Annotated in this window: 24 protein-coding genes; 18 read left to right on the plus strand and 6 right to left on the minus strand. The window is 47.6% G+C overall.

Annotation, left to right across the window (positions count from 1 at the left end):
* Positions 1-42: 42 nt before the first annotated feature.
* Together JJU47_RS14310 and gntK are read right to left on the minus strand one after the other, a co-directional pair.
* A complete protein-coding gene (locus tag JJU47_RS14310; RefSeq protein WP_228620684.1) occupies positions 43-492 on the minus strand; it encodes a hypothetical protein in 450 nt (149 codons plus the stop codon).
* Positions 493-630: 138 nt separating this feature from the next.
* Positions 631-2,130: a gluconokinase gene (gntK, locus tag JJU47_RS14315; protein ID WP_483298132.1), complete on the minus strand. Its 1,500-nt coding sequence runs from the start codon at positions 2,128-2,130 to the stop codon at positions 631-633.
* 334 nt (positions 2,131-2,464) lie between these two features.
* Here gntK and JJU47_RS14320 point away from each other — a divergent pair, with 334 nt between their 5' ends.
* From JJU47_RS14320 to JJU47_RS14345, 6 genes are all read left to right on the plus strand, one after another.
* The gene (locus JJU47_RS14320) at positions 2,465-2,860 is read left to right on the plus strand and encodes a hypothetical protein (RefSeq protein WP_228620688.1); all 396 of its coding nucleotides are present in this window, start codon (positions 2,465-2,467) and stop codon (positions 2,858-2,860) included.
* A gap of 78 nt (positions 2,861-2,938) precedes the next feature.
* Positions 2,939-4,456, plus strand: coding sequence for an FAD-dependent oxidoreductase (locus tag JJU47_RS14325; protein ID WP_228620690.1), 1,518 nt, complete (start codon positions 2,939-2,941; stop codon positions 4,454-4,456).
* Positions 4,457-4,671: 215 nt separating this feature from the next.
* On the plus strand, positions 4,672-5,058 hold the full coding sequence (locus tag JJU47_RS14330) for a DUF2512 family protein (protein WP_228620692.1): 387 nt from the start codon (positions 4,672-4,674) through the stop codon (positions 5,056-5,058).
* 18 nt (positions 5,059-5,076) lie between these two features.
* On the plus strand, positions 5,077-5,277 hold the full coding sequence (locus tag JJU47_RS14335) for a hypothetical protein (protein WP_228620694.1): 201 nt from the start codon (positions 5,077-5,079) through the stop codon (positions 5,275-5,277).
* Positions 5,278-5,290: 13 nt separating this feature from the next.
* Complete coding sequence (locus tag JJU47_RS14340) at positions 5,291-5,587, plus strand: spore coat protein (RefSeq protein ID WP_228620696.1); 297 nt, start codon at positions 5,291-5,293, stop codon at positions 5,585-5,587.
* A gap of 201 nt (positions 5,588-5,788) precedes the next feature.
* Entirely contained in the window at positions 5,789-6,403 is a 615-nt protein-coding gene (locus JJU47_RS14345) for a flavodoxin family protein (RefSeq protein WP_228620698.1), read from the plus strand.
* A gap of 67 nt (positions 6,404-6,470) precedes the next feature.
* Here JJU47_RS14345 and JJU47_RS14350 read toward each other — a convergent pair whose 3' ends face one another.
* The 3 genes from JJU47_RS14350 to JJU47_RS14360 all read right to left on the minus strand — a co-directional run bounded on the left by JJU47_RS14350 (position 6,471) and on the right by JJU47_RS14360 (position 8,370).
* The gene (locus JJU47_RS14350; protein WP_228620700.1) at positions 6,471-6,959 is read right to left on the minus strand and encodes a hypothetical protein; all 489 of its coding nucleotides are present in this window, start codon (positions 6,957-6,959) and stop codon (positions 6,471-6,473) included.
* A gap of 256 nt (positions 6,960-7,215) precedes the next feature.
* The gene (gene gnd, locus JJU47_RS14355) at positions 7,216-8,097 is read right to left on the minus strand and encodes a phosphogluconate dehydrogenase (NAD(+)-dependent, decarboxylating) (RefSeq protein ID WP_228620706.1); all 882 of its coding nucleotides are present in this window, start codon (positions 8,095-8,097) and stop codon (positions 7,216-7,218) included.
* Between the two features lie 39 nt (positions 8,098-8,136).
* Complete coding sequence (locus JJU47_RS14360) at positions 8,137-8,370, minus strand: hypothetical protein (protein ID WP_228620708.1); 234 nt, start codon at positions 8,368-8,370, stop codon at positions 8,137-8,139.
* A 408-nt stretch (positions 8,371-8,778) separates the two neighbouring features.
* Here JJU47_RS14360 and JJU47_RS14365 point away from each other — a divergent pair, with 408 nt between their 5' ends.
* From JJU47_RS14365 to JJU47_RS14380, 4 genes are all read left to right on the plus strand, one after another.
* Positions 8,779-9,639 carry an LCP family glycopolymer transferase gene (locus tag JJU47_RS14365; protein ID WP_228620710.1) on the plus strand — a complete coding sequence of 287 codons (861 nt, stop codon included), beginning with the start codon at positions 8,779-8,781 and terminating at the stop codon, positions 9,637-9,639.
* A gap of 66 nt (positions 9,640-9,705) precedes the next feature.
* A complete protein-coding gene (locus JJU47_RS14370; RefSeq protein WP_228620712.1) occupies positions 9,706-10,554 on the plus strand; it encodes a YihY/virulence factor BrkB family protein in 849 nt (282 codons plus the stop codon).
* 104 nt (positions 10,555-10,658) lie between these two features.
* Positions 10,659-11,582, plus strand: a complete 924-nt coding sequence (locus tag JJU47_RS14375; protein ID WP_228620714.1) for an LCP family glycopolymer transferase — start codon at positions 10,659-10,661, stop codon at positions 11,580-11,582.
* Between the two features lie 81 nt (positions 11,583-11,663).
* A complete protein-coding gene (locus tag JJU47_RS14380; protein ID WP_228620716.1) occupies positions 11,664-12,854 on the plus strand; it encodes an alpha-amylase family glycosyl hydrolase in 1,191 nt (396 codons plus the stop codon).
* Between the two features lie 36 nt (positions 12,855-12,890).
* Here the strand turns inward: JJU47_RS14380 and JJU47_RS14385 are convergent, their stop codons facing one another.
* Positions 12,891-13,670 (minus strand): hypothetical protein, encoded by a 780-nt coding sequence (locus JJU47_RS14385; RefSeq protein ID WP_228620718.1) that lies wholly within the window; start codon positions 13,668-13,670, stop codon positions 12,891-12,893.
* A gap of 579 nt (positions 13,671-14,249) precedes the next feature.
* On the opposite strand from JJU47_RS14385, the gene JJU47_RS14390 reads away from it, so the two are divergent.
* From JJU47_RS14390 to JJU47_RS14425, 8 genes are all read left to right on the plus strand, one after another.
* The gene (locus tag JJU47_RS14390) at positions 14,250-14,978 is read left to right on the plus strand and encodes a YveK family protein (RefSeq protein ID WP_228620720.1); all 729 of its coding nucleotides are present in this window, start codon (positions 14,250-14,252) and stop codon (positions 14,976-14,978) included.
* A complete protein-coding gene (locus JJU47_RS14395) occupies positions 14,971-15,687 on the plus strand; it encodes a CpsD/CapB family tyrosine-protein kinase (protein ID WP_228620722.1) in 717 nt (238 codons plus the stop codon). Before JJU47_RS14390 ends, JJU47_RS14395 begins: the two co-directional genes overlap by 8 nt.
* Positions 15,688-15,699: 12 nt before the next feature.
* On the plus strand, positions 15,700-16,464 hold the full coding sequence (locus JJU47_RS14400; RefSeq protein WP_228620724.1) for a tyrosine-protein phosphatase: 765 nt from the start codon (positions 15,700-15,702) through the stop codon (positions 16,462-16,464).
* A gap of 187 nt (positions 16,465-16,651) precedes the next feature.
* Positions 16,652-17,545 (plus strand): UTP--glucose-1-phosphate uridylyltransferase GalU, encoded by an 894-nt coding sequence (gene galU / locus JJU47_RS14405; protein ID WP_228620744.1) that lies wholly within the window; start codon positions 16,652-16,654, stop codon positions 17,543-17,545.
* Between the two features lie 200 nt (positions 17,546-17,745).
* Positions 17,746-19,443, plus strand: a complete 1,698-nt coding sequence (locus JJU47_RS14410) for a polysaccharide biosynthesis protein (protein WP_300997994.1) — start codon at positions 17,746-17,748, stop codon at positions 19,441-19,443.
* Positions 19,444-19,460: 17 nt separating this feature from the next.
* Positions 19,461-20,108, plus strand: coding sequence for a sugar transferase (locus JJU47_RS14415; RefSeq protein ID WP_228620726.1), 648 nt, complete (start codon positions 19,461-19,463; stop codon positions 20,106-20,108).
* Positions 20,109-20,234: 126 nt separating this feature from the next.
* Entirely contained in the window at positions 20,235-21,407 is a 1,173-nt protein-coding gene (locus tag JJU47_RS14420) for a glycosyltransferase family 4 protein (protein ID WP_228620728.1), read from the plus strand.
* Positions 21,404-22,546 (plus strand): glycosyltransferase family 4 protein, encoded by a 1,143-nt coding sequence (locus tag JJU47_RS14425; protein ID WP_228620730.1) that lies wholly within the window; start codon positions 21,404-21,406, stop codon positions 22,544-22,546. Before JJU47_RS14420 ends, JJU47_RS14425 begins: the two co-directional genes overlap by 4 nt.
* The last annotated feature ends 2 nt before the right edge of the window (positions 22,547-22,548 follow it).

A 22,548-nucleotide genomic window follows, 5' to 3' on the forward strand; every position in this document is an offset into this window, starting at 1 on the left:
CTCCTAACGTTCTTGTGTCGCAACTTAAACGTTAGGGTGAGATTATGATTGCTGGCAAGTCCTTTTTCTTTTCAAAAATAGGAGTGCAGAGTTGTGTACGTTTCCGTTGCACACTTCTGCACTCCTATTTTGCACTACACAAATTAAGTCATTTTCAAAACTAGTAGTTAAATTTAGAGAGAATAATTGTCCTGATTTAGATCCAAACTTGCTAAAGCAATTGATTCTAAAGTGGTTATTTCTGTTTTCGTATATTTGAAGTGAGATTTCTAGATGATTGTTATGTAATTCAAAAGTATAGGAGAGGTAATCTGAGAGAAGTTGAAATGATTCATCGATATATTTCAACTTACTTTTGACCCCGGCTACCCCCAATAAAGTGGTGTTACCGACATTCAACACAATTTGATCAGGTACGGCATCAATTAGTTTTTGTGAAAGACGCGTAACTTCTTTATACTCATCGCCAAGTTCTTGTAAACAGTACTTCATAACTGCCAACCTCCTCTTGTAAGTAAACTATCATGAGTCTATTCCAGAGTATTGTATATCTCATATTATGTTGTTTACCTGAAAAACAATTGAAGTATATACAAAGAAACCAAGTTCCTGAGAAAGGAGCTTGGTTATTTAGACATGCTTCCGTTGAAAGTCAGAGATCGCTTCGTACTCTTCTGCGAAATGGCGTGATAGACGGATATAGATCGGCAACAGCTCCCGGTAGACGGTCGTCGCCTCCATATTCGGCGTATGTTCATGCGTCACCTGCGGTACGGCCGTGAAGTCGTCGATATCTCCGAACGCATACTCCCCGAGCATAATCGCTCCTAAGCACGAACTCTCATGGCTCTCCGGCACGACGACTGGTGTGTCGAAAATGTCGGCCATCATCTGTCGCCATAGACTCGACTGGGCGAAGCCGCCCGTCGCATGGATTCGGTTCGGTGCGCCCGTCAACTCGTCGAGCGCGAGCATGACCGTATACAAGTTGAAGATAACACCTTCTAACACCGAGCGGATGAAGTGCTCGCGCTTATGATGGATGCTTAAGCCGAAAAACGAGCCGCGTGCGTTCGAGTCCCAGAGCGGGGCCCGTTCACCCATCAAGTACGGGTGGAACAACAAGCCGTCCGCACCTGGCTTCACCGTCTCAGCGATCCGCGTCAATACGTCGTAGGCATCCATGCCGAGCCGTTTCGCCGTCTCGACCTCACTCGCCGCGAACTCGTCCCGGAGCCAACGGAGGATGACGCCGCCGTTATTGACCGGTCCGCCGATGACCCAATGTTTGTCCGTCAAGGCGTAACAGAAGATGCGTCCTTTCGGGTCCTCGACCGGTTCACGGACGACCGTACGGATGGCACCGCTCGTGCCGATCGTGACGGCGACGACACCTTGTTCGAACGCCCCGACGCCGAGGTTCGACAACACTCCGTCACTCGCCCCGATGACGAGCGGGAAGTCCCAACCGAGCGTCTCGGTAATATCTGCTTTGAGCGATACGATTTCTGTCGTTGGCACGAGTTCGGACAACTGACTCGGTGTGACGCCGGCGATCACTAAAGCCTCCGCGTCCCAATCGCGCGTCTTCAAGTTGAACAACCCGGTCGCCGAGGCAATGGAGTGGTCGATGACGTAGCGGCCCGTCAGGCGAAAGAAGACGTACTCTTTAATCGAGACGAACTTCTCGGCCCGAACGAACACGTCCGGGTGCTCCTGTTTCAGCCAACGCAGTTTCGACAACGGCGCCATCGGATGAACCGGCGTGCCGGTGCGCATATGGAGCTCGCTCGCGTCATACTCGCGTTTGATCTCTTGCGTGTATGGGTTCGCCCGGCTATCGGCCCAGGTGATACTGTTCGTGAGCGGGTAGCCCGATGTGTCGAGCGCAATCAAACTGTGCATCGCCGAGCTGAACGACATAAAGCGGATCGGACCGTCGGCTTTGGCCCGGACGGCACTGATTGCTTCTAACACGGCCCCGTAAATGACGACCGGGTCTTGTTCGGCCGTCTCCGTGTCCGGGGTGAAGAGCGGGTACAGCACGTTATGTACCGCGAGTTGCTGATGATGTTGAAACAGGACGGCTTTCGTGCTCGTCGTCCCGATATCGACGCCAATGGTGTACACACACATCACTTCCTAACTTGAATGTAGTCCGAGGCCTTGCCGTGAGTCTTCTTGTACATTATCCTTCCCGAAAACCGCCTTCGCTAACATCATGATGAAAGGGCTGACCCGCGATGGAATCACCCCTCTGTTATTTCCGTTTAATTTGGTCGGCCACTTTTTTAACGAATTTCTCGACGCCGCCTGGCGCCTTGAGGTTGTGATGGGCGGGGTATTTCCTTCATATTTCAAGTCCGATCCTCGATTTTACGGCGAAAATGGGTTACTTCTGTCCGAATGGTGGAATTAATACAGATGAATGACACACGGTCTAGAGACGAGAGAGGAATTCGCCATGCATAACATTGAATTTTTGACGCCTGACCATTACGAGACGTTCAAGCAGTTGGCGCACCGCTTGGCTGACCCGGGGAACGTGAGCCGTGAGTATTTCTCGGCGCTCTACTTGATCTCAGGGAACGCGAGCGTGCGAGACATCTTGCTGCCGTACATGGACTTGGAGGCTGGGGAGATCCGGACGGGGACGATCATCGACGATAACACGTTCGACAAGGAAGCGCTCACCCTCGTCAAGCTCGTCATCCATCTGTACAACAACAAAGAATGGGTGCTCCCGACCGAGCTGCTCGGCTTGACCGAGGAAGATTACAAGCTCGCCATGCAGGCAATCACGCTCTGCCGGGCCGAACAGTTCGAGACGATTACGATACCTGAGAAGAAGGAGGCCTGACGCGAGGCCTCTTTTTGTTTCCTTCCTTCAAATGAAGGGTAATTCAACCATGCATTCACAATTGAAGGAGGGGATCACATGTTACAAGATTTTCCGAAGTCGTATTGGCGTGACGTCGCCGGGGAGAAGACGGCGTCGCTCCAAGCGGACATCACCGCGGACGTTGCGGTCGTCGGGGCCGGGATCGCCGGTGTCGTGACGGCGCTCGAGCTCGCGGAGCGGGGACGGAACGTCGTCTTGATCGAGGCGGCCGAATTTGGCAGCGGGGCGACGGGATATACGACGGCGAAAGTGTCGGCCCAGCACGGCATCGTCTATGCTGAGCTGATCAAGTCGCTCGGGGAGGAGAAGGCGAAGCTCTACTACGAGGCGAACATGGACGCGCTCCACTATTTGTCGGACCAAGTCGAACAGCACGAGATTGACTGTGACCTCGAGCGCCAGCACGCCTACATGTACAGCGACTCGTCGTCGAGTTCGGCGAAGTTGCTCGAGAAAGAAGACGAGGCGTACGCGAAACTCGGCATCAACGGCGGCGACGCGACTGATGAAGTGAACGGCTTGCTGCCGTATGAGGTGAAGAAGGCGACCGTCATGCGCGACCAGCTCCAGTTCCATCCGGTCAAGTACTTACAAGGTCTCATGAAGCGCTTCCTCGAGCTCGGGGGTACGCTCTACGAGATGACGCGCGTCACGAAGATCGAGTACGGGTCGCCGCACGTCCTGACGACGCTCACCGGCCATACCGTGTCGGCAAAAGACGTCGTCGTCGCGACCCATTTCCCGTTCAACGACTTCAAGGGGCTCTATTTCGCGAAGATGGAGATCGAGCGTTCGTACGTCGTCGCGGCCGAGGTCGATCAGTTCCCGGAAGGCATGTTCATCAGTGTCGACTCCCCGAGCCGTTCGCTCCGCCACATCAAACGCGATGGCAAGAAGATCGCCATGTTCGGCGGGGAGAACCATCTGTCGGGCCATAAGGAAGAGACGAAAAAATGTTACGAGCACCTCGGCGAGTTCGCCGAGCGCCATTTCGGCGTGAATGAGTTCACACACCATTGGTCGGCCCAGGACATGATCACGCTCGACAAGGTGCCGTATATCGGGCGGATGACGAACGACACACCGCACGTCTACGTCGCGACCGGCTTCTCGAAATGGGGGATGAGCCAAGGCATCGTCGCCGGACGATTGATCACGGACCTCATCACGAGTCAGCCGAACCGATACGAAGATCTGTATGACCCGACCCGGTCGAAGTGGAAACTGTCTGACGCGGCCCGCTTTGTGAAGACGAACGCGGACGTCGCCAAAGAGTTCGTCAAAGGGAAAGTGAAGCGAGCGGATAAGACGGTCGACGACCTTGGCTTCGACGAAGGCGCGATCGTCAACCATAACGGCGAGCACGTCGCCGCCTACCGGGACCCGGACGGAAAAGTGTCGCTCGTCGGCTCGAACTGTACGCACATGGGCTGTACGGTCAACTGGAACAACGCCGAACGGTCATGGGACTGTCCATGCCACGGCTCGCGTTTCAAGCCGAACGGCGAAGTCATCGAAGGGCCGGCCGTCAAATCGCTCCCGACGAAGAAGTGACTGTCATGAAAATGTAAATGTTTGTAGAAAATGTTGGCCGCATAGAAACATCGATGTCAGGTCCTCGTCCAGAGCGGATGAGGACTTTTTGCATGGAGAGAGAGTCCGGCTATCACTATGCCGCGATATGGATGCGAAATTTACTTGTTTGTGCCGAACTGGTTCGGGAAACATGGTCTAGGACACGAACGATGAGGAAAGGGGGTTCTACGGTTTTGGAAATCAATCATATGAAGGCGTTGACGATCAAGCACGGGGCGCTGCTCGTCGTCTTCATCGGCGTCTTGACGCTCGGCTTCGGCGTCCCGTGGTATCACGCCGCGTGGATTTCGTTCATGGTCGCGATCATCGCCTATTGGCTCGGGGACATGTTCGTCTTGCGAAAGTTCGGCAACCTCGCTGCGACCGCGGCCGACTTCGGGCTCGTCTTCTTCTTGACGTGGTTCTTCCTGTGGATCTTGGACTTCGACATTCGGACGGAGACGAGTTTTGTCTTGCTGGCGCTCTATACAGCGCTCGTGACCGCGGTCGTCGAATTTCTGTTCCACGGGTGGTTGCTCAAGCATAAACGGGAGAAGGCCGACGCACCGGTCACGCGCTAACGAAAAGGAGGAACGACGATGGCTAAAAATAAGCTCGCCATTCACGAAGTGTTGGAGATTCATGAGATGTTGACGTTGAAGCAAGCGGGGCTCGTCAAAGGGTACGTGAGCGAGCCGCTCATCAAAGACGACAAGTTGAAGAAAATCGCACAGAAACACTTGAAGAACGCCGAACAGGCGATCAGTGAGTTGAAGCAGTTGTTGCCGAACAAGGCGTAAGGGGGAGAAACGTATGGGAATCACGGAAAACTTGAAACGGGCCAGCAAGCAGCGCGACGAACTGATTGCGACCGACCTGCTCGTCACGGCCAAGTCGGCCGTCCGGGCCTATGCCGTCGCCGTCACGGAGACGGCGTCGCCTGACGTGCGAAAAGTGCTCATCAAGCAGATGAACCAAGCGATCGAGGACCATGCCGAGATCGCCGACTACATGATCAAAAATGACATGTACATGGCGTACGACATCGAGAAGCAACTGAAGCACGACAAGGAGAAAGTCGACAAGGCGAACAAATTGATCAACAAGTGACGGGACCGGCGAACGCCGGTCTTTTTCGTTTCACCGCGTAACGACCTGCATCATCTCGCTTCGCGAAGGGCTCTACAATAGGACGACCGCGGCCGGGCTGAAAACACCGTCGCTCGGGAAAGACTTGTTCATGCCGAGTGGAAGTGGTTAATCCTATATGACACCGGGAACATGTAACTGTTCAAAAGAAGGAGGGATTCGATGAAAGCATTGTTTTTGAACTGTTCGTTGAAAGGCGGCGACACGACGTCGCATACGGAAGGGTTGATCAACGACATCATCCTGCACTTTGACGCGCTCGGTGTCGACACGGAAGTCGTCCGAGTCGTCGACTACAACGTCGCGTTCGGGGTGACGGAAGACGAAGGGGACGGGGACGAGTGGCCGTCGATTTTTGAGAAGGTGAAAGCGGCAGACATACTCGTCATCGGCACGCCGCTTTGGCTCGGCGAGAAGAGTAGCGTCGCGACGCAAGTGATTGAGCGGTTGTACGGGGGCAGTAGCCTGACGAACGAAGAAGGGCAAGCGATCTACTACAACAAAGTCGGCGGAGTCGTCGTGACGGGGAACGAGGACGGGGCGAAACACGCCTGCGCCTCGATCTTGTACGGCTTGTCGCACATCGGTTTCACCGTGCCGCCGAACGTCGACACGTATTGGGTTGGGGAGGCGGGGCCTGGCGATTCGTACATCGACGCCGGCCGCGACAACGCGTTCACGAAATCACACGGCAAGACGATGGCGTACAACTTGTACCACTTCGCGAAGCAGTTGAAGGAGACGCCGATTCCGGTGGAAGGCAATACGATGGAATGAGACGGACGGCTACGGCCGTCTTTTTCCATGAAAAAAATCCTTCCTGGAGACCAGGAAGGACAGGACATCAAAATCTGTGGACGAGTGAGGCCGGGAAGCGCGACGCATGGATGTGGTCGAGCACCATGAGCGTCAACTCTTCGATGAAGCCTGGCCCGATGCGGCGCGTCTCGAGGTTGAATGCGTTCGGGACGGCGTCCGGAGTCAACAGCACCATTCCCAACTCGTCAGGAGTGATCGTCGCGAATACTTCCGTATCGGCCGCGTTTACCCCTAAAATAATCGAGTTGGCTTCTTTGTCGAGCGCGGCTTGGATGGCGCCGATGACGAAGTCTTGTTCCATCACATGCAGCTTGAACGTCGGTTGCTCGTCTTCCTCGACGAGCACATCGACCGCGCCGTGGCGCTCGTCGATCAACACCGCTTGGCGGGTAAGGTCCGTGAACAACGTCTCGACGTTATACGCTGCTCCTCCTCGCGTGAAATACTCGAACCGTTCGATCGCTTCCGGTAGTGACGTCGTGCGTGTCGTGCTTGACTTGGTTGATGTGTCCACTTGTTTTCCTCCTATGTAATCGCTTTCTTCTTGCTATCTCTATCATACGCCATAAAGTGGTAGAAGAATTTGATAAAAATAACAACATTTTGTCATCATATCCATCGTTTTTCCATTGATACCAACGATAAATGAAGATAGCCAAAAGTGGACAAATGTCACACCTCATTTTCGGTCCTCTCGTTCCTTTTAGAAAGGGAAATGGGATATTGAATTTCTAAAAAAACCGCCTCTCGCGTGAGAGACGGGACCATGTTCACTTTTTCTCGACCGCGTGTCCGCCGAACTCGTTTCGCAGCGCGGCGACGACTTTTCCGGAGAACGTGTCTTCTTCGAGCGAACGTTGCCGCATCATGAGCGACATGGCGATGACCGGTGCCGGTACCCCGTATTCGAGCGCCGTCTCGACCGTCCACTTGCCTTCGCCTGAGGAATGCATGACGCCTTTAATCTCGTCGAGCTTCGCGTCTTTATGGAACGCGCTCTCGGTCAGTTCCATGAGCCATGAACGGACGACCGAGCCATGGTTCCAGACGCGGGCGACTTGTTCATGGTCGTAGTCGAACGGGCTCTTCTCGAGAATCTCGAATCCTTCGGCGATCGCCTGCATCATGCCGTACTCGATGCCGTTATGGATCATCTTCAAGAAGTGGCCGCTGCCGCTCGGGCCGGCGTACAAGTAGCCGTTGTCCGTCGACACGTCGCGGAACAACTCCTCGATCTTGCCGAACGCTTCCATGTCGCCGCCGATCATCGTGCAGGCGCCGTGACGCGCCCCTTCCATGCCGCCGCTCGTGCCGACGTCGAAGAAATAGATGAGCTTGTCCTGGAACTCCTCGGCGCGCCGCATCGACTCTTTGTAGTTCGAGTTGCCGCCGTCGATGACGATGTCACCCGGCGACAAGAGCGCATGCAAGTCGTCCAACACGTGCTCGGTCACGTCGCCGGCCGGTACCATCACCCAAACGACGCGCGGCGTCTCCAAGCCGTTCACGACGTCTTCGAGCGAATCCTTCGTCTCGAACTGGCTCGTCGAGACGTTGCCCGGGTCGTAGCCGAGGACGCGATGACCCGCGTCCGTCAAGTTAAGCGCCAAGTTGAGTCCCATCTTGCCTAATCCAATCATCCCTAATTCCATATGTGGTCACCCCTATCGTAAGATTCGTTCTTTAAAGGGTTACCCGAAATGGGACTCGTTCAAAAGAGGCGGTTTCACCTCTTCGATCCGATATGCGAGGATATCCCCGACACGAATACGCTTAGCATCGCTCAGTTGGATATAATCATTCGCCGGGTTTGCCTTTGCTAACTGTTGTTCAAACGTATAAATTGCCTCTTCTCGGGAAGGGGCATAAATTGAGAACGTCATATAGTCCCCGTGTTCAAAAAAACATGTCATTTCGAGTTCCATTACTCAACCTTCTTTCTTTTTCGTTTTTCCAGATGTTCATCATGCACTATAAGTATCTCAAACTTAAGAGGATTATATAACTTCTATTTTCTTTAAAAAGGAAATAAAGTTCATAAGTTGTTAAAAAATGTTCTTATATTTTTTGGTATATGCCAGGTTAGTATTTAAAATAAGGTAAATGTTTTTTTCGGTGAATAGCTTGTTTATTGGTTCTTCATAAGAGGAACAATTATTCCCGGAAAGATGTAAAAATATTACGGGTGATGTGCTAATATGAATAATATGTAAGCCTACTATTGAAAGTTGAAAGGTGAAGGAATCATGGAAGAAAAGAAACGAATCAAAAAGAGTCGTCATAAAAAGTCTCGGAAAAAGCGTGTGCTGTGGACTATTGCAGGCGTACTTGGAATGTTCTTGTTAATCGGAGGCGGATTCGCTGCCTTTTTGTATCAAAAGTTGGACTCAACGGTAGACCGAATTAATGAAGGGACAGGTTTGAGTGAGGAGCGTCAAAACAAAAAGACGATTTCCGAGAAGAAACCGGTCTCTGTCTTATTACTGGGAATTGACCGACGTGAAGGGGAACAAGGGCGCAGTGACTCTATCATTGTCATGACGTTAAACCCGAACACGGATCGTAGCGCGATGCTCAGCATCCCGCGCGACACGAAGACAGAAATTGTCGGCCGCGACATGCAGGATAAAGTCAACCACGCGTATGCGTTCGGAGGTGCTGAGATGGCGACAGCATCGGTTGAGAAATTGCTCGGTATTCCAATCGATTACGTAGCGGAAGTGGATATGAAAGGGTTTAAAGACGCAGTCGACTTGTTTGGTGGAGTCGAAGTGAATAACGCGTTCGCGTTTACATCTGATGGCCATTCGTTCACGACAGGTCCTGTCAGATTGACTGGAGATCAAGCGCTTGCTTACTCGAGAATGCGTTACGAAGACCCGAACGGGGACTTCGGTCGTCAAGAGCGTCAGCGCCAAGTGATTTCAGCAATCGTTAACAAGGGTGTGGATGAGATTTCAATCGCCAAGTTTAACAACATGCTTGAAGTGCTTGGAAACAACGCGAAAACGAACATCACGTTCCAAGAGCTTCGGACGTTATCGATGGAATATATGCCGGCGTTCAAAAACCAAGATGTGCTCCGTCTCGAAGGCAGTGGCGGAAAAGAAGGCGACGGGATTTACTACTGGCGCCCTGATTCGACATCGCTCGCTGACATCCGTGGCTATTTAAATGAATTGATGGAACAATAAGCGAGAGCGCTCTACTTGTAGGGCGCTTTTGTTGTGCGATAATAAAAAGAAAAAGGAGGGTTCTTTTTGCTCGATCGATTTTTACGTCTCGCCGTTGAGGTTCGACATCGTTTTCGAGACCATCACATCAATGACTATAGCGCGACGCTCGCGTTCTTTTGGTTTCTTGCTATTTTCCCGACGTTCTTTCTCGTTTTTGGCTTTGCTGCCTTTTTCAAAATTGATGATTCGATGTTGATTGAACAAATCGAAACGCTCGTCCCAGGTTCCACCGTGCGCGACTTGTTTGGAATCGTGTACGATGTTAGTGGCAACATTAATGTCGGTCTCATCTCATTTGGTGCACTCATCGTCATTTGGTCAGCGACGAACGGTACAGCCCGGCTCGTCAAGTTAACGGTGTTCGCTTACGGGGAGACGGAAGTACGCGGCTACTTGCATCGTCGACTTATCGGCCTGATCACTCTCGCATCGTGGAGTGTCGGAGCGGTCATCCTTGTCGTCTTCCATGTGTTTAGCCAAGAGTTTTTAGAGTTGCTATATCGGACTGTCCCGGCCGTCGAAGAATTCTCTCGATTGGCGACGTTGACACGTTATACCATCTCGACACTCATCCTCATTTTTGCATTCTCGGCATTTTATATGATTGCACCACAACAACGGGTCCGTTTCCGCGACGCTTTGCCCGGTGCCACCTTCGCGGTCATCTCCTGGCAACTACTTTCGACAGGCTACAGTATATACGTCGAGGAGTTTACGATGTTTGGGGAGACGTACGGCACGATCGGGCTTGTGATCCTGCTTCAAATCTGGCTTTATTTGACGGCTGCGACGATGTTGCTCGGGGCTGAAATCAATGCGGCTTGGCCGCGGCACTTTCAACGAGGCAGACGGACCGTTAGGCATTTTCCGTAACAAACTGAATGAAATCGACATCATTTTTTCACATCATGTTTTAATCCAACCGTCAAAGCGGGAATTCCTAAAACTATAAAGTCTACGGAAGAAGGTGAAGACGGATGCGGAGACGTCAACGATTCGTCCACTGGAAAAAGCTACTTGCCGTTACGATCGGAGTGATGGTGCTCTTCCTTGTCGCAGGCGGACTGTTCGCCTGGTCGATGGTACGAGACGTCGAGGATACGGTCAAACGAGGAAGCGAGGAGCTTCAGATTAGTGAGGAACGAAAGCATGTCGAAACGATTGAAGAAAAACGAGCGGTGTCCGTGCTCTTGCTAGGGATTGACCGACGAGGCGTAGAACAAGGACGAAGTGATACGATGATCGTCATGACGCTGAATCCAGAGACCGATGAAGGGGCGATGTTGAGTATCCCACGGGACACGTTCATGCCTATCATCGGGCGCGACAAAGAGGACAAGGTGAACCACGCCTACGCGTTTGGCGGGGTGGAGATGGCGCTCGACACGGTCGAGGCATTCCTAGATATCCCCATCGATTATGTGGTTGAGGCTGATTTGGACGGGTTTATCGAAGTCGTCGATACAGTAGGCGGGGTGACGGTGATGAACAAGTTCGCTTTTGAGTCGAACGGGTATACGTTCCCGGTCGGGGAAGTCGAACTAGACGGAGAGGCAGCCCTCGCGTTCGTACAAATGCGCTATGAAGACCCAAGCGGTGACTTTGGTCGTCAAGAGCGGCAACGAGCGGTCGTCACAAGCATCGTGCAGAAGAGTCGTGATGACTTTTCGATGGACACAATGTCGCGACTGTTAGATGTCGTCGGACAACATGCGAAGACGAATCTCGAGCTACATGAGTTGATGACGCTCTCAACCGAGTATATGGACGCGTTTCACAATGCAAGTACGTTGCGACTTGAAGGAACAGGCGGATTGGCTTCGGATGACATCTATTACTGGTACGCCGAGGAGTCGTCATTATCCGCGATTAAAGAAGAATTGAAACGATTGCTCGAATGAGTCGCCACGTTGGCGACTTTTTTTGCGTTTAACATCTGAAGAACAGTGGGAGTGATAAAGAGAGAAGACAGGAGGGATGATATGATTTGGGATAACATACGACCGATTGTCCATGAACTCGTCGATGACCATTCCGACGAGGAGTGGCAACGTCTGTTTAAAAAGTGGGACGAACAGACATGGCACGACGTGGAGCGGCCTACAGAACAGACGAGCGTCCTCATGGTTGACGCGCATGCGGTGACGACGGAAGGGGAACCGAACCTAGATGCACTCCATGATCTGTTAAAAGAACATGTCCAGGCATCGATTAGCGACCTTTACCTCGTCTCTTTGTTTCCATATACCAATCAACCGAGCGATACACGAATCAATCCTCGCATTCGTTTACTGGAGGACCTCGGGAGGTTCCGACATGAATTTGGGCTCATGTATGATGCTGAACCCGACGTCTATAACGAGACGCAGTTCGATGTTTTGAAAGAGACGGATCTATTGCTCGAACGTCTCGCACAAGGCGCCTCGGCTCTCCGGGTCCATGTCCAATCGTTTCGGGGTATGCCTGAAAATCGGATTCACCTCGTTTTGACGCTCTGGTATCGTATCCTACATCACTATAAACCAGAGGCAACGTTCGTATTGGCGTACGAAGGCACCGAGACGAACCTTTCTACTTACTTTGGGGTGGCAGACGCCATTTGTCACTTTGATTTTGCTTCGCACGTTTTACTTGCCTTCGCGCAAGGGGATGCATCACGCTTACGCGACTGGGCGAAGTATGAGGCACCTCCTGACGGAAAGACGTATTTTAACTTTTTATCTAGTCCTGAGCGAGATCCTTTCGAGAAAAATTTATTGCATCCGACGCCCGAGCAAGTGCTCGCGTCCCACAGCATCCTCTTTTCGCTTCGTGGGATTCCAGCAGTGGACTATCGGACACTTCTCGGTGTGACGACTCCCGTCGATCAGACGACGCTCATTCACGAGATTAAAACCGACCCGTTCCGTTTGAACGTGTTCTCCGGTATCATCAGTCAACTAAACGTCCGGCGAACGCATCCGGCGTTTTCACCATATTCGACCGAGCGAGTCCTCAAAACCGACAAGCGAGTCTTTGCTGTCGAGCGAACGGGTGACGACGAGCGTGTGACGACGTATACGAATATTTCTCACGAGCGCGTGACGCTCTCGGTAGCGGGGACCAACATCTTTACCGGGGAAGTGGTGGAAGACGTGACGCTCGAGCCGTATGAATATATATGGATTCAATAAAAGACAACCGCCTGACAGTTTCTGTCAGGCGGTTGTTTAAATTTCTGTCAAGCGGATCCGCGTCGATGCGTTCGTTCCGATGAATAGGCGAAGTGAGTAGTTCTCGCTTTCATAAACGACGGCATCTTCTGTTTCAATTGTTGGTTCACCGAGCGCGAGGAAAGCCTCTTTCGCGACACCGGTGTTCGTCCAGTCGATTGCATGAACCGCCTCTTCTTGAATCGTGAAGAAAATGCCACGATAAAAAGCGTACGTATTCAATTGGTCAGATTCTTCACCGAACGGTTGTCCGATCGTTTCGTATAGTTCTGCTTCGTTCAGCGCTAAGTACTCACTCGGGATTGGGCTGCTGAACGTCATGTCCAAATTAGACGTGACCCAACTTAAGAGAGCGGAATCGGTTAATGTCGCCGTTGGCCAATCGGTCGTGACGGCCGCTTCTGGGACCCATCCGGTCACCGACCCAAGCTCTAATTCGAAGTGATTGTCTCGTTGCGTAATCACTTCATACTTGTCCCCTATATCTCCTACATAAACTACGTTCGCGCCATCCGGTTGGTTGATCAAGTCGACGTTTTTCGTATTCACCCATACCGTCATCGGTTCTGGCGGCTCACTCGTTTCTTCAACTTCAGGCGTCTGGACCTCGACCGGTTCAGGCGAAGTCACTTCTTGAGTCGAATCAAAGAAGTCTGTCACATATGGATATGCGAAAAATCCGCCTCCTGCGATCAAAAGTAGGAGGAGCGGGAGTATAACGAATGCGGCTCCGCGTTTTTTCGGACGAGCCGGCTGAATATTCGGATGAAAAGCCATTCGCTCCGAACGGGAAGGGACGGGTTTTTCAGCAACATAACGTGGCTTCGCCGGCTTTTCTGGCGGTGTTTCCAGTGCTTTATCTTCCTTTACCTCCACTGAAGGAGTTTCAGTTGGAGCGATTTGTGCAGAAAGTGTTTGCTCGAGTAGTGCGAGGTAATAGGTAAGAAACGCTTCATCTTTAGTCTCCCCACGTAACCAGGCCTCAAAATCAGCCGATGTCTTCACACTAGACGTATCCAATGTCGACAACTGGTGAGTCAATTCCTCATAGGAGGATGACAGCTCTTTACCATCTGCTAAGTTATTTGTAATGCGTTGTTGGAGATCAAGTCTTGTTTGGCGATCAATTGTTAAATGTAAATGGAGCAAACGTTCACTACGATGCACGGTTGGTCCTCCCTCTGTTAAGTTCTTCCTTATGAATTTTATCAGATTCTCTATCCAAAAAAACCAAATTTTTAAAAATAGGTCATCTTAGGTAATTTTATTTGCTATAATACTATTTGTTGTCAGTCAATCATATTAAAACCGGATAATTCTGTTACAGAATATCCATAAAGGAGCAGCAGAACGTAAATGAAAGAAGAAACAATCTCTCTCGGAGAATTACTCTCCATCCTTATGCGAAGCAAAGGAACCATTATCAGCCTCACCGTCATCGCCGCCCTCATCTCATTTCTCGTGAGTTCATTTATTGTCCAACCGACGTATGAAGCCTCGACACAAGTGCTCGTTGCTCCGAAACAGTCGGAAGGCACGATGTTAGATAACAGCCAAATCCAATCATCCGTCACACTTGTCAACACGTACCGTGTTATTATCCAGAGCCCAGCTATCCTCGAGCAAGTGCAACGCAACGTGAACGGGTCTCCTATGAATATTAGTCAATTGATTTCAGTCAATAGCGAACAAAGTTCGCAAGTCATCAACATTAAAGTTCAACATACGAACCCTGTAATGGCGACAGATATCGCCAATGAGATCGGTAAAGTGTTCTCGTCAGAAGTGCCAGAATTGATGAACGTCGATAACGTCAAAGTGTTGTCGGCCGCTTCTGTCCCGATGAACCCAGTGAAACCGAACATTCTGTTGAATACGGCTATCGCTGCCGTTTTAGGATTCATGCTTGGTGTCGCGTGGGCGTTCTTGAAGGTCGTTTTAGATCGTCGAATCAAGACAGAACAAGATGTAGAGTCGGTGCTTGAGTTACCGGTGTTAGGTTCGATTCCGGTCATTGACCGTAGTGAAGTACGTACATCTCGCAAAAGTGCAATGGAAGTAAAAGGAGAGCGGGCTCATGTTTAAATTCGGCAAACGTAAAAATCAACATACACAATACGATAAGTCAGGTCGTGACTTGATTACGCTCCACAAACCGAAGTCGCCAATTTCAGAGCAGTATCGGACGATCCGGACGAACCTTGAGTTCACGGCGGTTGACGATGAGCTCCGGACGATTGTCGTCACCTCCTCTACGTCTGGCGAAGGTAAATCGACGACGGCTTCGAACTTGGCAGTCGTCTACGCGCAACAAGGAAAACGTGTCTTATTGATGGACTGTGACATGCGTCGTCCGACCGTGCACTTCACGTTCCGCCTTCCGAACGGAGTGGGTGTGTCGAGTGTATTGGCGAAGAAGACGACGCTCGAAAAATCAATCCATGAGACGAAAGTCGAAGGCCTCCATCTGTTAGCTGCTGGACCGATTCCACCGAACCCGTCTGAACTGTTATCTTCGAAAATGATGGCGCGTCTCCTCGAAGAGACGAAAGAAAAGTATGACGTGATTATTTTGGACGCGCCTCCGATGATGCAAGTAGCCGATACGCGCATCTTGGCCCGCGATGCCGATGGTGTCGTCTTAGTTGTCGGATGCGACAAATCGGATCGCAACATGGTCATCAAAGCGAAAGAACAACTCGTGATGGCTGATGCGCATATTTTAGGAGTCGTCTTAAACCGTCGAGAGCCGCAAGGCGCTGACGATCAATATTATTATTACGCGTACGAGTAAGGAGTCGTTCTGATGATCGATATTCATTGCCACTTGTTACCTGCCGTCGATGACGGTGCTCAAAACGTCGAAGTGTCGATTGCGATGGCGAAGCGCGCTGTGGAATCAGGCGTCTCCGATATCATCGTGACACCACACGCGTTCCATCGTCAGTTTGATACGTCAAAGCTGAACGTGCACCAAGCGGTCGATCAACTGCAACGCGTGCTAACGCTTGAAGGGATTGCTCTAAACGTCCATGCCGGCCAAGAGATCCGTATTTTCGGTGACTTATTAAAAGCGCTCGAAAAAGGAGAGGCGTTGACTCTCGCGGGTTCGCGTTACGTCTTAATCGAGTTTCCTAGCGACAGCGTACCGGCATATGCCGAACAACTCTTCTTCAACCTACAAGCGGGAGGGTACACGCCGATTATCGCGCATCCGGAGCGCAATAAAGAGCTCGCGCAAAACCCGGGCAGGTTGCTCGATTTTGTGGCTTCCGGTGCCTTGTCACAAGTGACGACAGGAAGCCTTGTTGGCCAGTTCGGGAAGACGGTGCAACAACTAGCACACGTGTTCTTACGGAATGGACTTAGTCAACTCGTGGCATCTGACGCACATGACGTGACGAGTCGTTCGTTTTATTGGGACGAGACGTTAAAAGCGCTCGAAAACCTAGATGACGAAGAGTTAGTGGATAACCTCCTTCAAAACGGGAAATCTGTTCTCGAAGATCAGTTTGTCTATGTCGATCCTCCGATCTTGCCGACAAAGAACTGGCGAGGTAAATGGAAATAAATAGTTTTATTGACTAAATGTTTAATAAATGTCGACAACTGTCGAACGAATTAGGTTTATCTTCCTAATAAGTAGGTTTTTGAAACAGGTCAAAAATGGTACTATTAACTTATAAATTCAGAAAAGGATGTGAAAACATCCTTTTTTCGTTGTAAACTATTTTGAAGGGGCGGCGGTAATGATGAGTATGAAAAAAGTGAAGAAGGCAGTCATCCCAGCGGCTGGTCTCGGGACTCGTTTCTTACCAGCGACGAAGGCAATGCCGAAAGAAATGTTGCCGATTGTCGATAAGCCGACAATTCAATATATCATTGAAGAAGCGGTCGAGTCTGGTATCGAGGATATTTTAATTGTGACAGGTAAAGGGAAACGGGCGATTGAAGATCACTTCGATTCAGTACCAGAACTCGAACAAACGTTGATTGAGAAAGGGAAGGCTGAATTTTTGAAGCTCGTCGAGGAAACGACGAACATCAACATTCATTTCATCCGTCAATCCAAGCCGATGGGACTCGGTCATGCTGTATTGCAAGCCAAGGCGTTCGTCGGAGATGAACCATTTGTCGTCATGCTCGGCGATGATATCGTTCAAGCGGACGTTCCATGCACAAAACAATTAATTGACCAGTACAATAAGACGGAAAGCTCAATCATCGGCGTGCAACCTGTCCCGCGTGAAGTGACGCACCGTTATGGCATTGTCGACTTGAATGCGAGCTTAGAAGGCGGCTTACATAAAGTCGAATCATTCGTCGAAAAACCGGCGCCAGGGACCGAACCTTCGAACTTAGCAATCTTAGGGCGTTATGTATTTACACCTCAAATCTTCAAATATTTGGAGACCCAAGAAGCCGGTACAGGTGGCGAGATTCAATTGACGGATGCAATCACGCGGTTGAATGAAGTCCAGAGAGTCTTTGCGTATGAATTCGTAGGTAAACGTTACGATGTAGGTGAAAAATTAGGCTTCATTCAGACGACATTAGAGTTCGCTTTAATGCGTGAGGATCTCCGTGCTGACGTGCTTGCCATGATGACAAAACTTGTAGAAGAACAATCATCGCTCAATGCTTTGACTTGAAAGGAACAATCATGATGCAATTATCAACTATGAGTCGAAAAACGATTCGGACCAGTGTTCTCGTCACTCTCGATGTCATTGCGATTTTGACCTCCATGTTTGTGACGTATTACTTTTTATATCCACAGGAGTTTTTACAAAACGTAAATCGAAACGACTTCATAGAGACCGCCCTGTTATATTGTGGGTTGTTTATCATTATGGCCGGGCTGAGTAGACTTTATCGTGTAGCGTGGCGTTTTGCGAGTATGACCGAGGCAGTTCGACTTGCGTCGACTTTACTATTAAGCACGGCTTTATTGTTTATTATTCAATTTGCCTTATACGGAGAAGCGATGGAACGCATACTATTTTTGAGTTTTTGTCTCTCCCTCTTATTACTAGGTGGAATTCGGCTTGGCTCTAGGATTATCATGACATGGAAACAGGATCATGGACGTTTGTTATTAGGTCGTAGTATGAAACGTCGAAAAGATGAAAAAAGAACGTTAATTATCGGTGCCGGACGTGCCGGACGTATGCTCATCCGTCAAATGAATGAATCGAACAACCATCGGATGAATCCGGTCGGCTTTATCGATGATAACGTGCAACTTCAGGCGTTAACGATTCATGGGGTGAAGGTAATTGGCACCATGGATCAACTCGAAGAAATTGTCGAACGTGAAGCAATTGATAAGATTGTGTTCGCAATCCCGTCGATTGACTATCAACAACGTCTGGCCATTATCAAACGAGCAAAAGCGATTTGTACGAATGTTCATACGTTGCCGATGATTGAAGAAGTGGCAGCCGGAAAAGTCGCGGTCAATCAGATGCGCCAAGTTTCGATTGAAGACTTACTTGGACGAGAACCGGTTGAACTTGATATTTCAGGCATTCAATCAGAGGTAGAAGGCAAGACGGTACTTGTCACAGGGGCCGGTGGATCAATCGGGTCTGAAATCTGTCGTCAAATTTTAAAGTTTAGTCCAGAACGGTTACTTCTTCTCGGTCATGGTGAAAACAGCATTTATTTAATTGAACGTGAACTGCGAGAGTTGAAATTAGATGTTGATTTAATTCCAGTTATCGCCGATGTTCAAGATGTAGAACGATTGCGTGAAGTGTTTATCACACACACACCACACCTCGTATTCCATGCAGCGGCACACAAACATGTTCCACTAATGGAAACCAACCCGCATGAGGCGGTGAAGAATAATATTTACGGAACAAAAAACGTGGCGGAAATGGCCGATGAATGTGGCGCCTCACGGTTTGTCATGATTTCGACGGATAAAGCGGTCAACCCGACAAACGTCATGGGATCGACAAAGCGGATTGCCGAGATGGTCATTCAGAACTTAGCGAAGACGAGTCGGACGAAGTATGCGGTCGTACGTTTCGGGAACGTGCTCGGTAGTCGTGGATCGGTTATCCCACTCTTTAAGACACAGATTGAAAAGGGGGGTCCGGTCACGGTCACGCATCCGGATATGACGCGCTACTTCATGACGATTCCTGAGGCGAGTCGCCTCGTCATCCAAGCTGGGACGCTTGCTGACGGTGGAGAAGTGTTCGTGCTCGATATGGGCGAACCGGTTAAGATTGTTGATCTTGCCCGAAATATGATCAAGTTAAGTGGATTCACTGAAGATCAAATTGCGATTGAGTTTAGCGGCATTCGTCCGGGAGAAAAGATGTTTGAAGAGTTGTTAAAAGAAGGCGAAGTTCATCCAGAAGCAGTCTATCCGAAAATTTTTACAGGGATAGTTACCGAGGAGGCCGATTTGCAGGGGAAACTTGAGCGGATGAACGAACTGAAGACAAGCGAAGCGCTCGGGCTATACCTTGTCAATTGGGCAAACGATTGTCTCGATTCAGTTGAGTATGATCAACTAAAAGAAACAGTTTAATTAATGGAGTGTGAATGATGAAGTATATTGAACAAAAGCGGAAAATTGACTTTATGTTGTCGTCGATTGGACTGATTGTATTGGCGCCTTTATTTATTGGAATCATGATTGCGATTAAGCTCGAGTCGAAAGGTCCGGTCTTTTTCAAACAAAAACGGGTCGGTCTTCATCAGTCACACTTCAACATTTTGAAGTTTCGAACGATGCGAATCGATGCACCGAAAGACACACCGACACATTTATTAGGTGATCCGGAACAGTACATTACAAAAGTCGGAAAGTTCTTACGGAAAACAAGTCTTGATGAATTACCACAAATCATCAATATCCTTAAAGGAGAAATGGCTTTGATTGGGCCCCGTCCAGCACTCTGGAATCAATATGATTTGATTCAGGAACGCGAGAAATATGGAGCGAACGCTGTGTTACCAGGTTTAACAGGGTGGGCACAAATTAATGGGAGAGATGAACTACCGATTGAAATCAAAGCAAAATTAGATGGAGATTATGTGAGAAAAATATCAATTCGAATGGATGCCCGATGCTTTTTTGGAACGATTTTAAGTGTTATAAAAAGCGACGGGATACTGGAGGGTGGTCCCCGAGAAGCATTTAAGGAAGTGGCTATTACACGAGAACAGAATAAAAGCACTTTGAAAAAATAGTATTTCAATTTTATTCTATATTATTTTTTGCGCATTCTATGCATCAAAAATACTGGAATGATTTTTAAATTGTTTTGAAGTGCTATTCAATAAAGATTGTAGCTTTCCGAGAGAGGATAAATAAGAATGGGAAATGAGAATGAAAAAATCGATATTATCATTTTGAGTGACAATAATCACAATACTGTAGGAGGAGAACAAGAGTCCACTAAAATTATTTTGCAAGGGCTGAGTGATTCAGATTATAAAACAGCAGTTATCCATCCGGGTCTTCCAGGAAAAAATCTAGAAAATATAAAATATTTTGATTTGACTCCTGAAACAAGAATTAAGCATGTAATAAAAAAACCATGGAGCATGATAAAATATATACTTGACACTAAAAAAATCATAAAAAATACTAATCCAAAAGTAATACACACACAAGCTCAAGTCAGTTTTTTTATTGTTGCTTTTCTAAAAAGATTTTATATGATTCCAAAGAGATTTACTTTTATTCACACTGAAAGAGGTCTTTACTTAAAATATAATCTCTTTTTTAAAAGGATTTTTATGTTTTTCATGACCCAGTTAGATGTGTTAGTAACTACAACTGAGTACAATATGAATTGTTGGGAAAGTGCTTTAAATAAAAAGAAAATTAAATCTTTTCAAGTTATCCCTAATACTGCTGGGTTGGAGTTTGAGAATTTTCAAGAAAACTTAAAGAAAAGAAATGACAATGAACAAAAAGTTATTATAGGATTTGCCGGAAGATATTGCGATTGGAAGAACTGGCCATTGGCCATTGAAATTATTGACTCTTTAAACAAGAAAGTTGGAGATAGATTAGAAGTAAGGATGGCGATAGGTTGTTTAGATGAAGAATCTAAAATTGAGACAAATAAAATGTTTAGATATCTTGAAAAAATGTTAGATAAACGTTTTGAGGGTCAAATAAATATCTCTTTATCAGAAATGAACTTGTTTTATTATGATATTGATGTGTTTATTTTAACTTCTAAGAAAAATACTGAATCATTTGGCAGAACTCTAATTGAAGCAATGAGTAGAAAAAATGTAGTCTTTACTACTCCAGCAGGGGGGTCTGAGGAGGTTGTTCCTTCTCAAAAATATGTATTTTATTCTGTTAATGAACTAGTAGAAAAAATAACTAAATTAATGAGCGATTCTGATTTGCTAGAAAAAAGTAGAGACGAAAGTTTTCAACATGTAAAGAGACAGTATTCGCTAAAAAAAAATGTGGATTTACACGAAAGTTTATATAAGAGAATAATAGATGCAGGTGATTCTAGATGAACATACTACATTTGAACACAAATTATCGTAATTCCAAAATTCATTATAATATCGTAAAGCATTTAAATGAAATTGATGGTGTAGATGGTGTAGTAGTATTACCTGATTTGAAAGAGAGCAATTACAAATCAGATTATACTCATGATAAAGAATGGGAAGAAATGTTTTTAAAAAAAATAAATTGTCTTAATTCAATAGATAAATTTATGTTTCATTTGAGAGCAAAAAAAGTTTATAAAATGATTAAACAAAATGTTAACGTTGAATCATACGATCATACCTTAGCACACTCACTGTATTCAAATGGTTTTTTGGCTTTGAAACTAAAAGAATATTATGGGATTACTTACTCTTTAATAGTTACAAACACCGATATAAATAAGTATATGAAGTTGATGCCTCACTTAAAGTCAACTGCACTAAAAATCATGGACGAAGCAGAAAATATAATATATTCTTCCCCGGCACATAAACATAGAGTTTTGGAATCGATAAAAAAATATCATAATTTTACTAAAATCAATGAAAAAAGTTGTGTTATTCCGTTTGGAGTAGATACATTTTGGTTACAAAACAAAAGAAATATAAATGTTACTAGAGAATTAGATTCTGAAGTGCTTAAAATTTTATATGTAGGCAAAATAAACGCAAATAAGAACATACAATCAACTTTAGAGGCTTTGAATACATTAAAAAAAGAAATACCCAAAAAAATCGAATTTCATATTGTTGGAGAACCAGTAGGCAAAAGTGGTCAAAAAATCCTAAAGAACTTAAAAAAGGATAGTTTAGTGAAATATCATGGAATCATGAAAGAAAATGATTTACTAGAAAAATATCGAAATTCTGATCTTTTTATAATGCCTTCGTTAACTGAGTCTTTTGGATTAGTTTATGTTGAAGCGATGAGCCAAGGCTTACCTTTAATTTATTCAAAAGGTGAAGGGTTTGATCAACACTTCAACGATGGAATAGTAGGAGTTGCTGTGAATGCAAAAGAAACTAATCAAATAAAAGAAGCAGTCATTAGAATATTAGATAACTATAGTGTCATTTCAAATAACTCTATTGAGAAAGTTGATAATTTCAACTGGGTTAAGATTGCAAATTGTTTTGCAGAAAAAATGGGAAGAAAATAAAA

Source organism: Exiguobacterium sp., from assembly GCF_020832205.1.
Classification (GTDB): Bacteria; Bacillota; Bacilli; order Exiguobacteriales; family Exiguobacteriaceae; genus Exiguobacterium.

Coding starts and splice junctions, on each gene's coding strand:
- JJU47_RS14390 (WP_228620720.1), top strand. CDS start 14,250: ATGAAAGAAGAAACAATCTCTCTCGGAGAATTACTCTCCATCCTTATG.
- JJU47_RS14395 (WP_228620722.1), top strand. CDS start 14,971: ATGTTTAAATTCGGCAAACGTAAAAATCAACATACACAATACGATAAG.
- JJU47_RS14385 (WP_228620718.1), bottom strand. CDS start 13,670: ATGGCTTTTCATCCGAATATTCAGCCGGCTCGTCCGAAAAAACGCGGA.
- gnd (WP_228620706.1), bottom strand. CDS start 8,097: ATGGAATTAGGGATGATTGGATTAGGCAAGATGGGACTCAACTTGGCG.
- JJU47_RS14360 (WP_228620708.1), bottom strand. CDS start 8,370: ATGGAACTCGAAATGACATGTTTTTTTGAACACGGGGACTATATGACG.
- JJU47_RS14420 (WP_228620728.1), top strand. CDS start 20,235: ATGGGAAATGAGAATGAAAAAATCGATATTATCATTTTGAGTGACAAT.
- JJU47_RS14365 (WP_228620710.1), top strand. CDS start 8,779: ATGTTCTTGTTAATCGGAGGCGGATTCGCTGCCTTTTTGTATCAAAAG.
- JJU47_RS14310 (WP_228620684.1), bottom strand. CDS start 492: ATGAAGTACTGTTTACAAGAACTTGGCGATGAGTATAAAGAAGTTACG.
- JJU47_RS14400 (WP_228620724.1), top strand. CDS start 15,700: ATGATCGATATTCATTGCCACTTGTTACCTGCCGTCGATGACGGTGCT.
- JJU47_RS14410 (WP_300997994.1), top strand. CDS start 17,746: ATGGCCGGGCTGAGTAGACTTTATCGTGTAGCGTGGCGTTTTGCGAGT.
- JJU47_RS14335 (WP_228620694.1), top strand. CDS start 5,077: ATGGCTAAAAATAAGCTCGCCATTCACGAAGTGTTGGAGATTCATGAG.
- JJU47_RS14415 (WP_228620726.1), top strand. CDS start 19,461: ATGAAGTATATTGAACAAAAGCGGAAAATTGACTTTATGTTGTCGTCG.
- JJU47_RS14325 (WP_228620690.1), top strand. CDS start 2,939: ATGTTACAAGATTTTCCGAAGTCGTATTGGCGTGACGTCGCCGGGGAG.
- JJU47_RS14380 (WP_228620716.1), top strand. CDS start 11,664: ATGATTTGGGATAACATACGACCGATTGTCCATGAACTCGTCGATGAC.
- JJU47_RS14345 (WP_228620698.1), top strand. CDS start 5,789: ATGAAAGCATTGTTTTTGAACTGTTCGTTGAAAGGCGGCGACACGACG.
- JJU47_RS14320 (WP_228620688.1), top strand. CDS start 2,465: ATGCATAACATTGAATTTTTGACGCCTGACCATTACGAGACGTTCAAG.
- JJU47_RS14375 (WP_228620714.1), top strand. CDS start 10,659: ATGCGGAGACGTCAACGATTCGTCCACTGGAAAAAGCTACTTGCCGTT.
- galU (WP_228620744.1), top strand. CDS start 16,652: ATGAAAAAAGTGAAGAAGGCAGTCATCCCAGCGGCTGGTCTCGGGACT.
- JJU47_RS14340 (WP_228620696.1), top strand. CDS start 5,291: ATGGGAATCACGGAAAACTTGAAACGGGCCAGCAAGCAGCGCGACGAA.
- JJU47_RS14425 (WP_228620730.1), top strand. CDS start 21,404: ATGAACATACTACATTTGAACACAAATTATCGTAATTCCAAAATTCAT.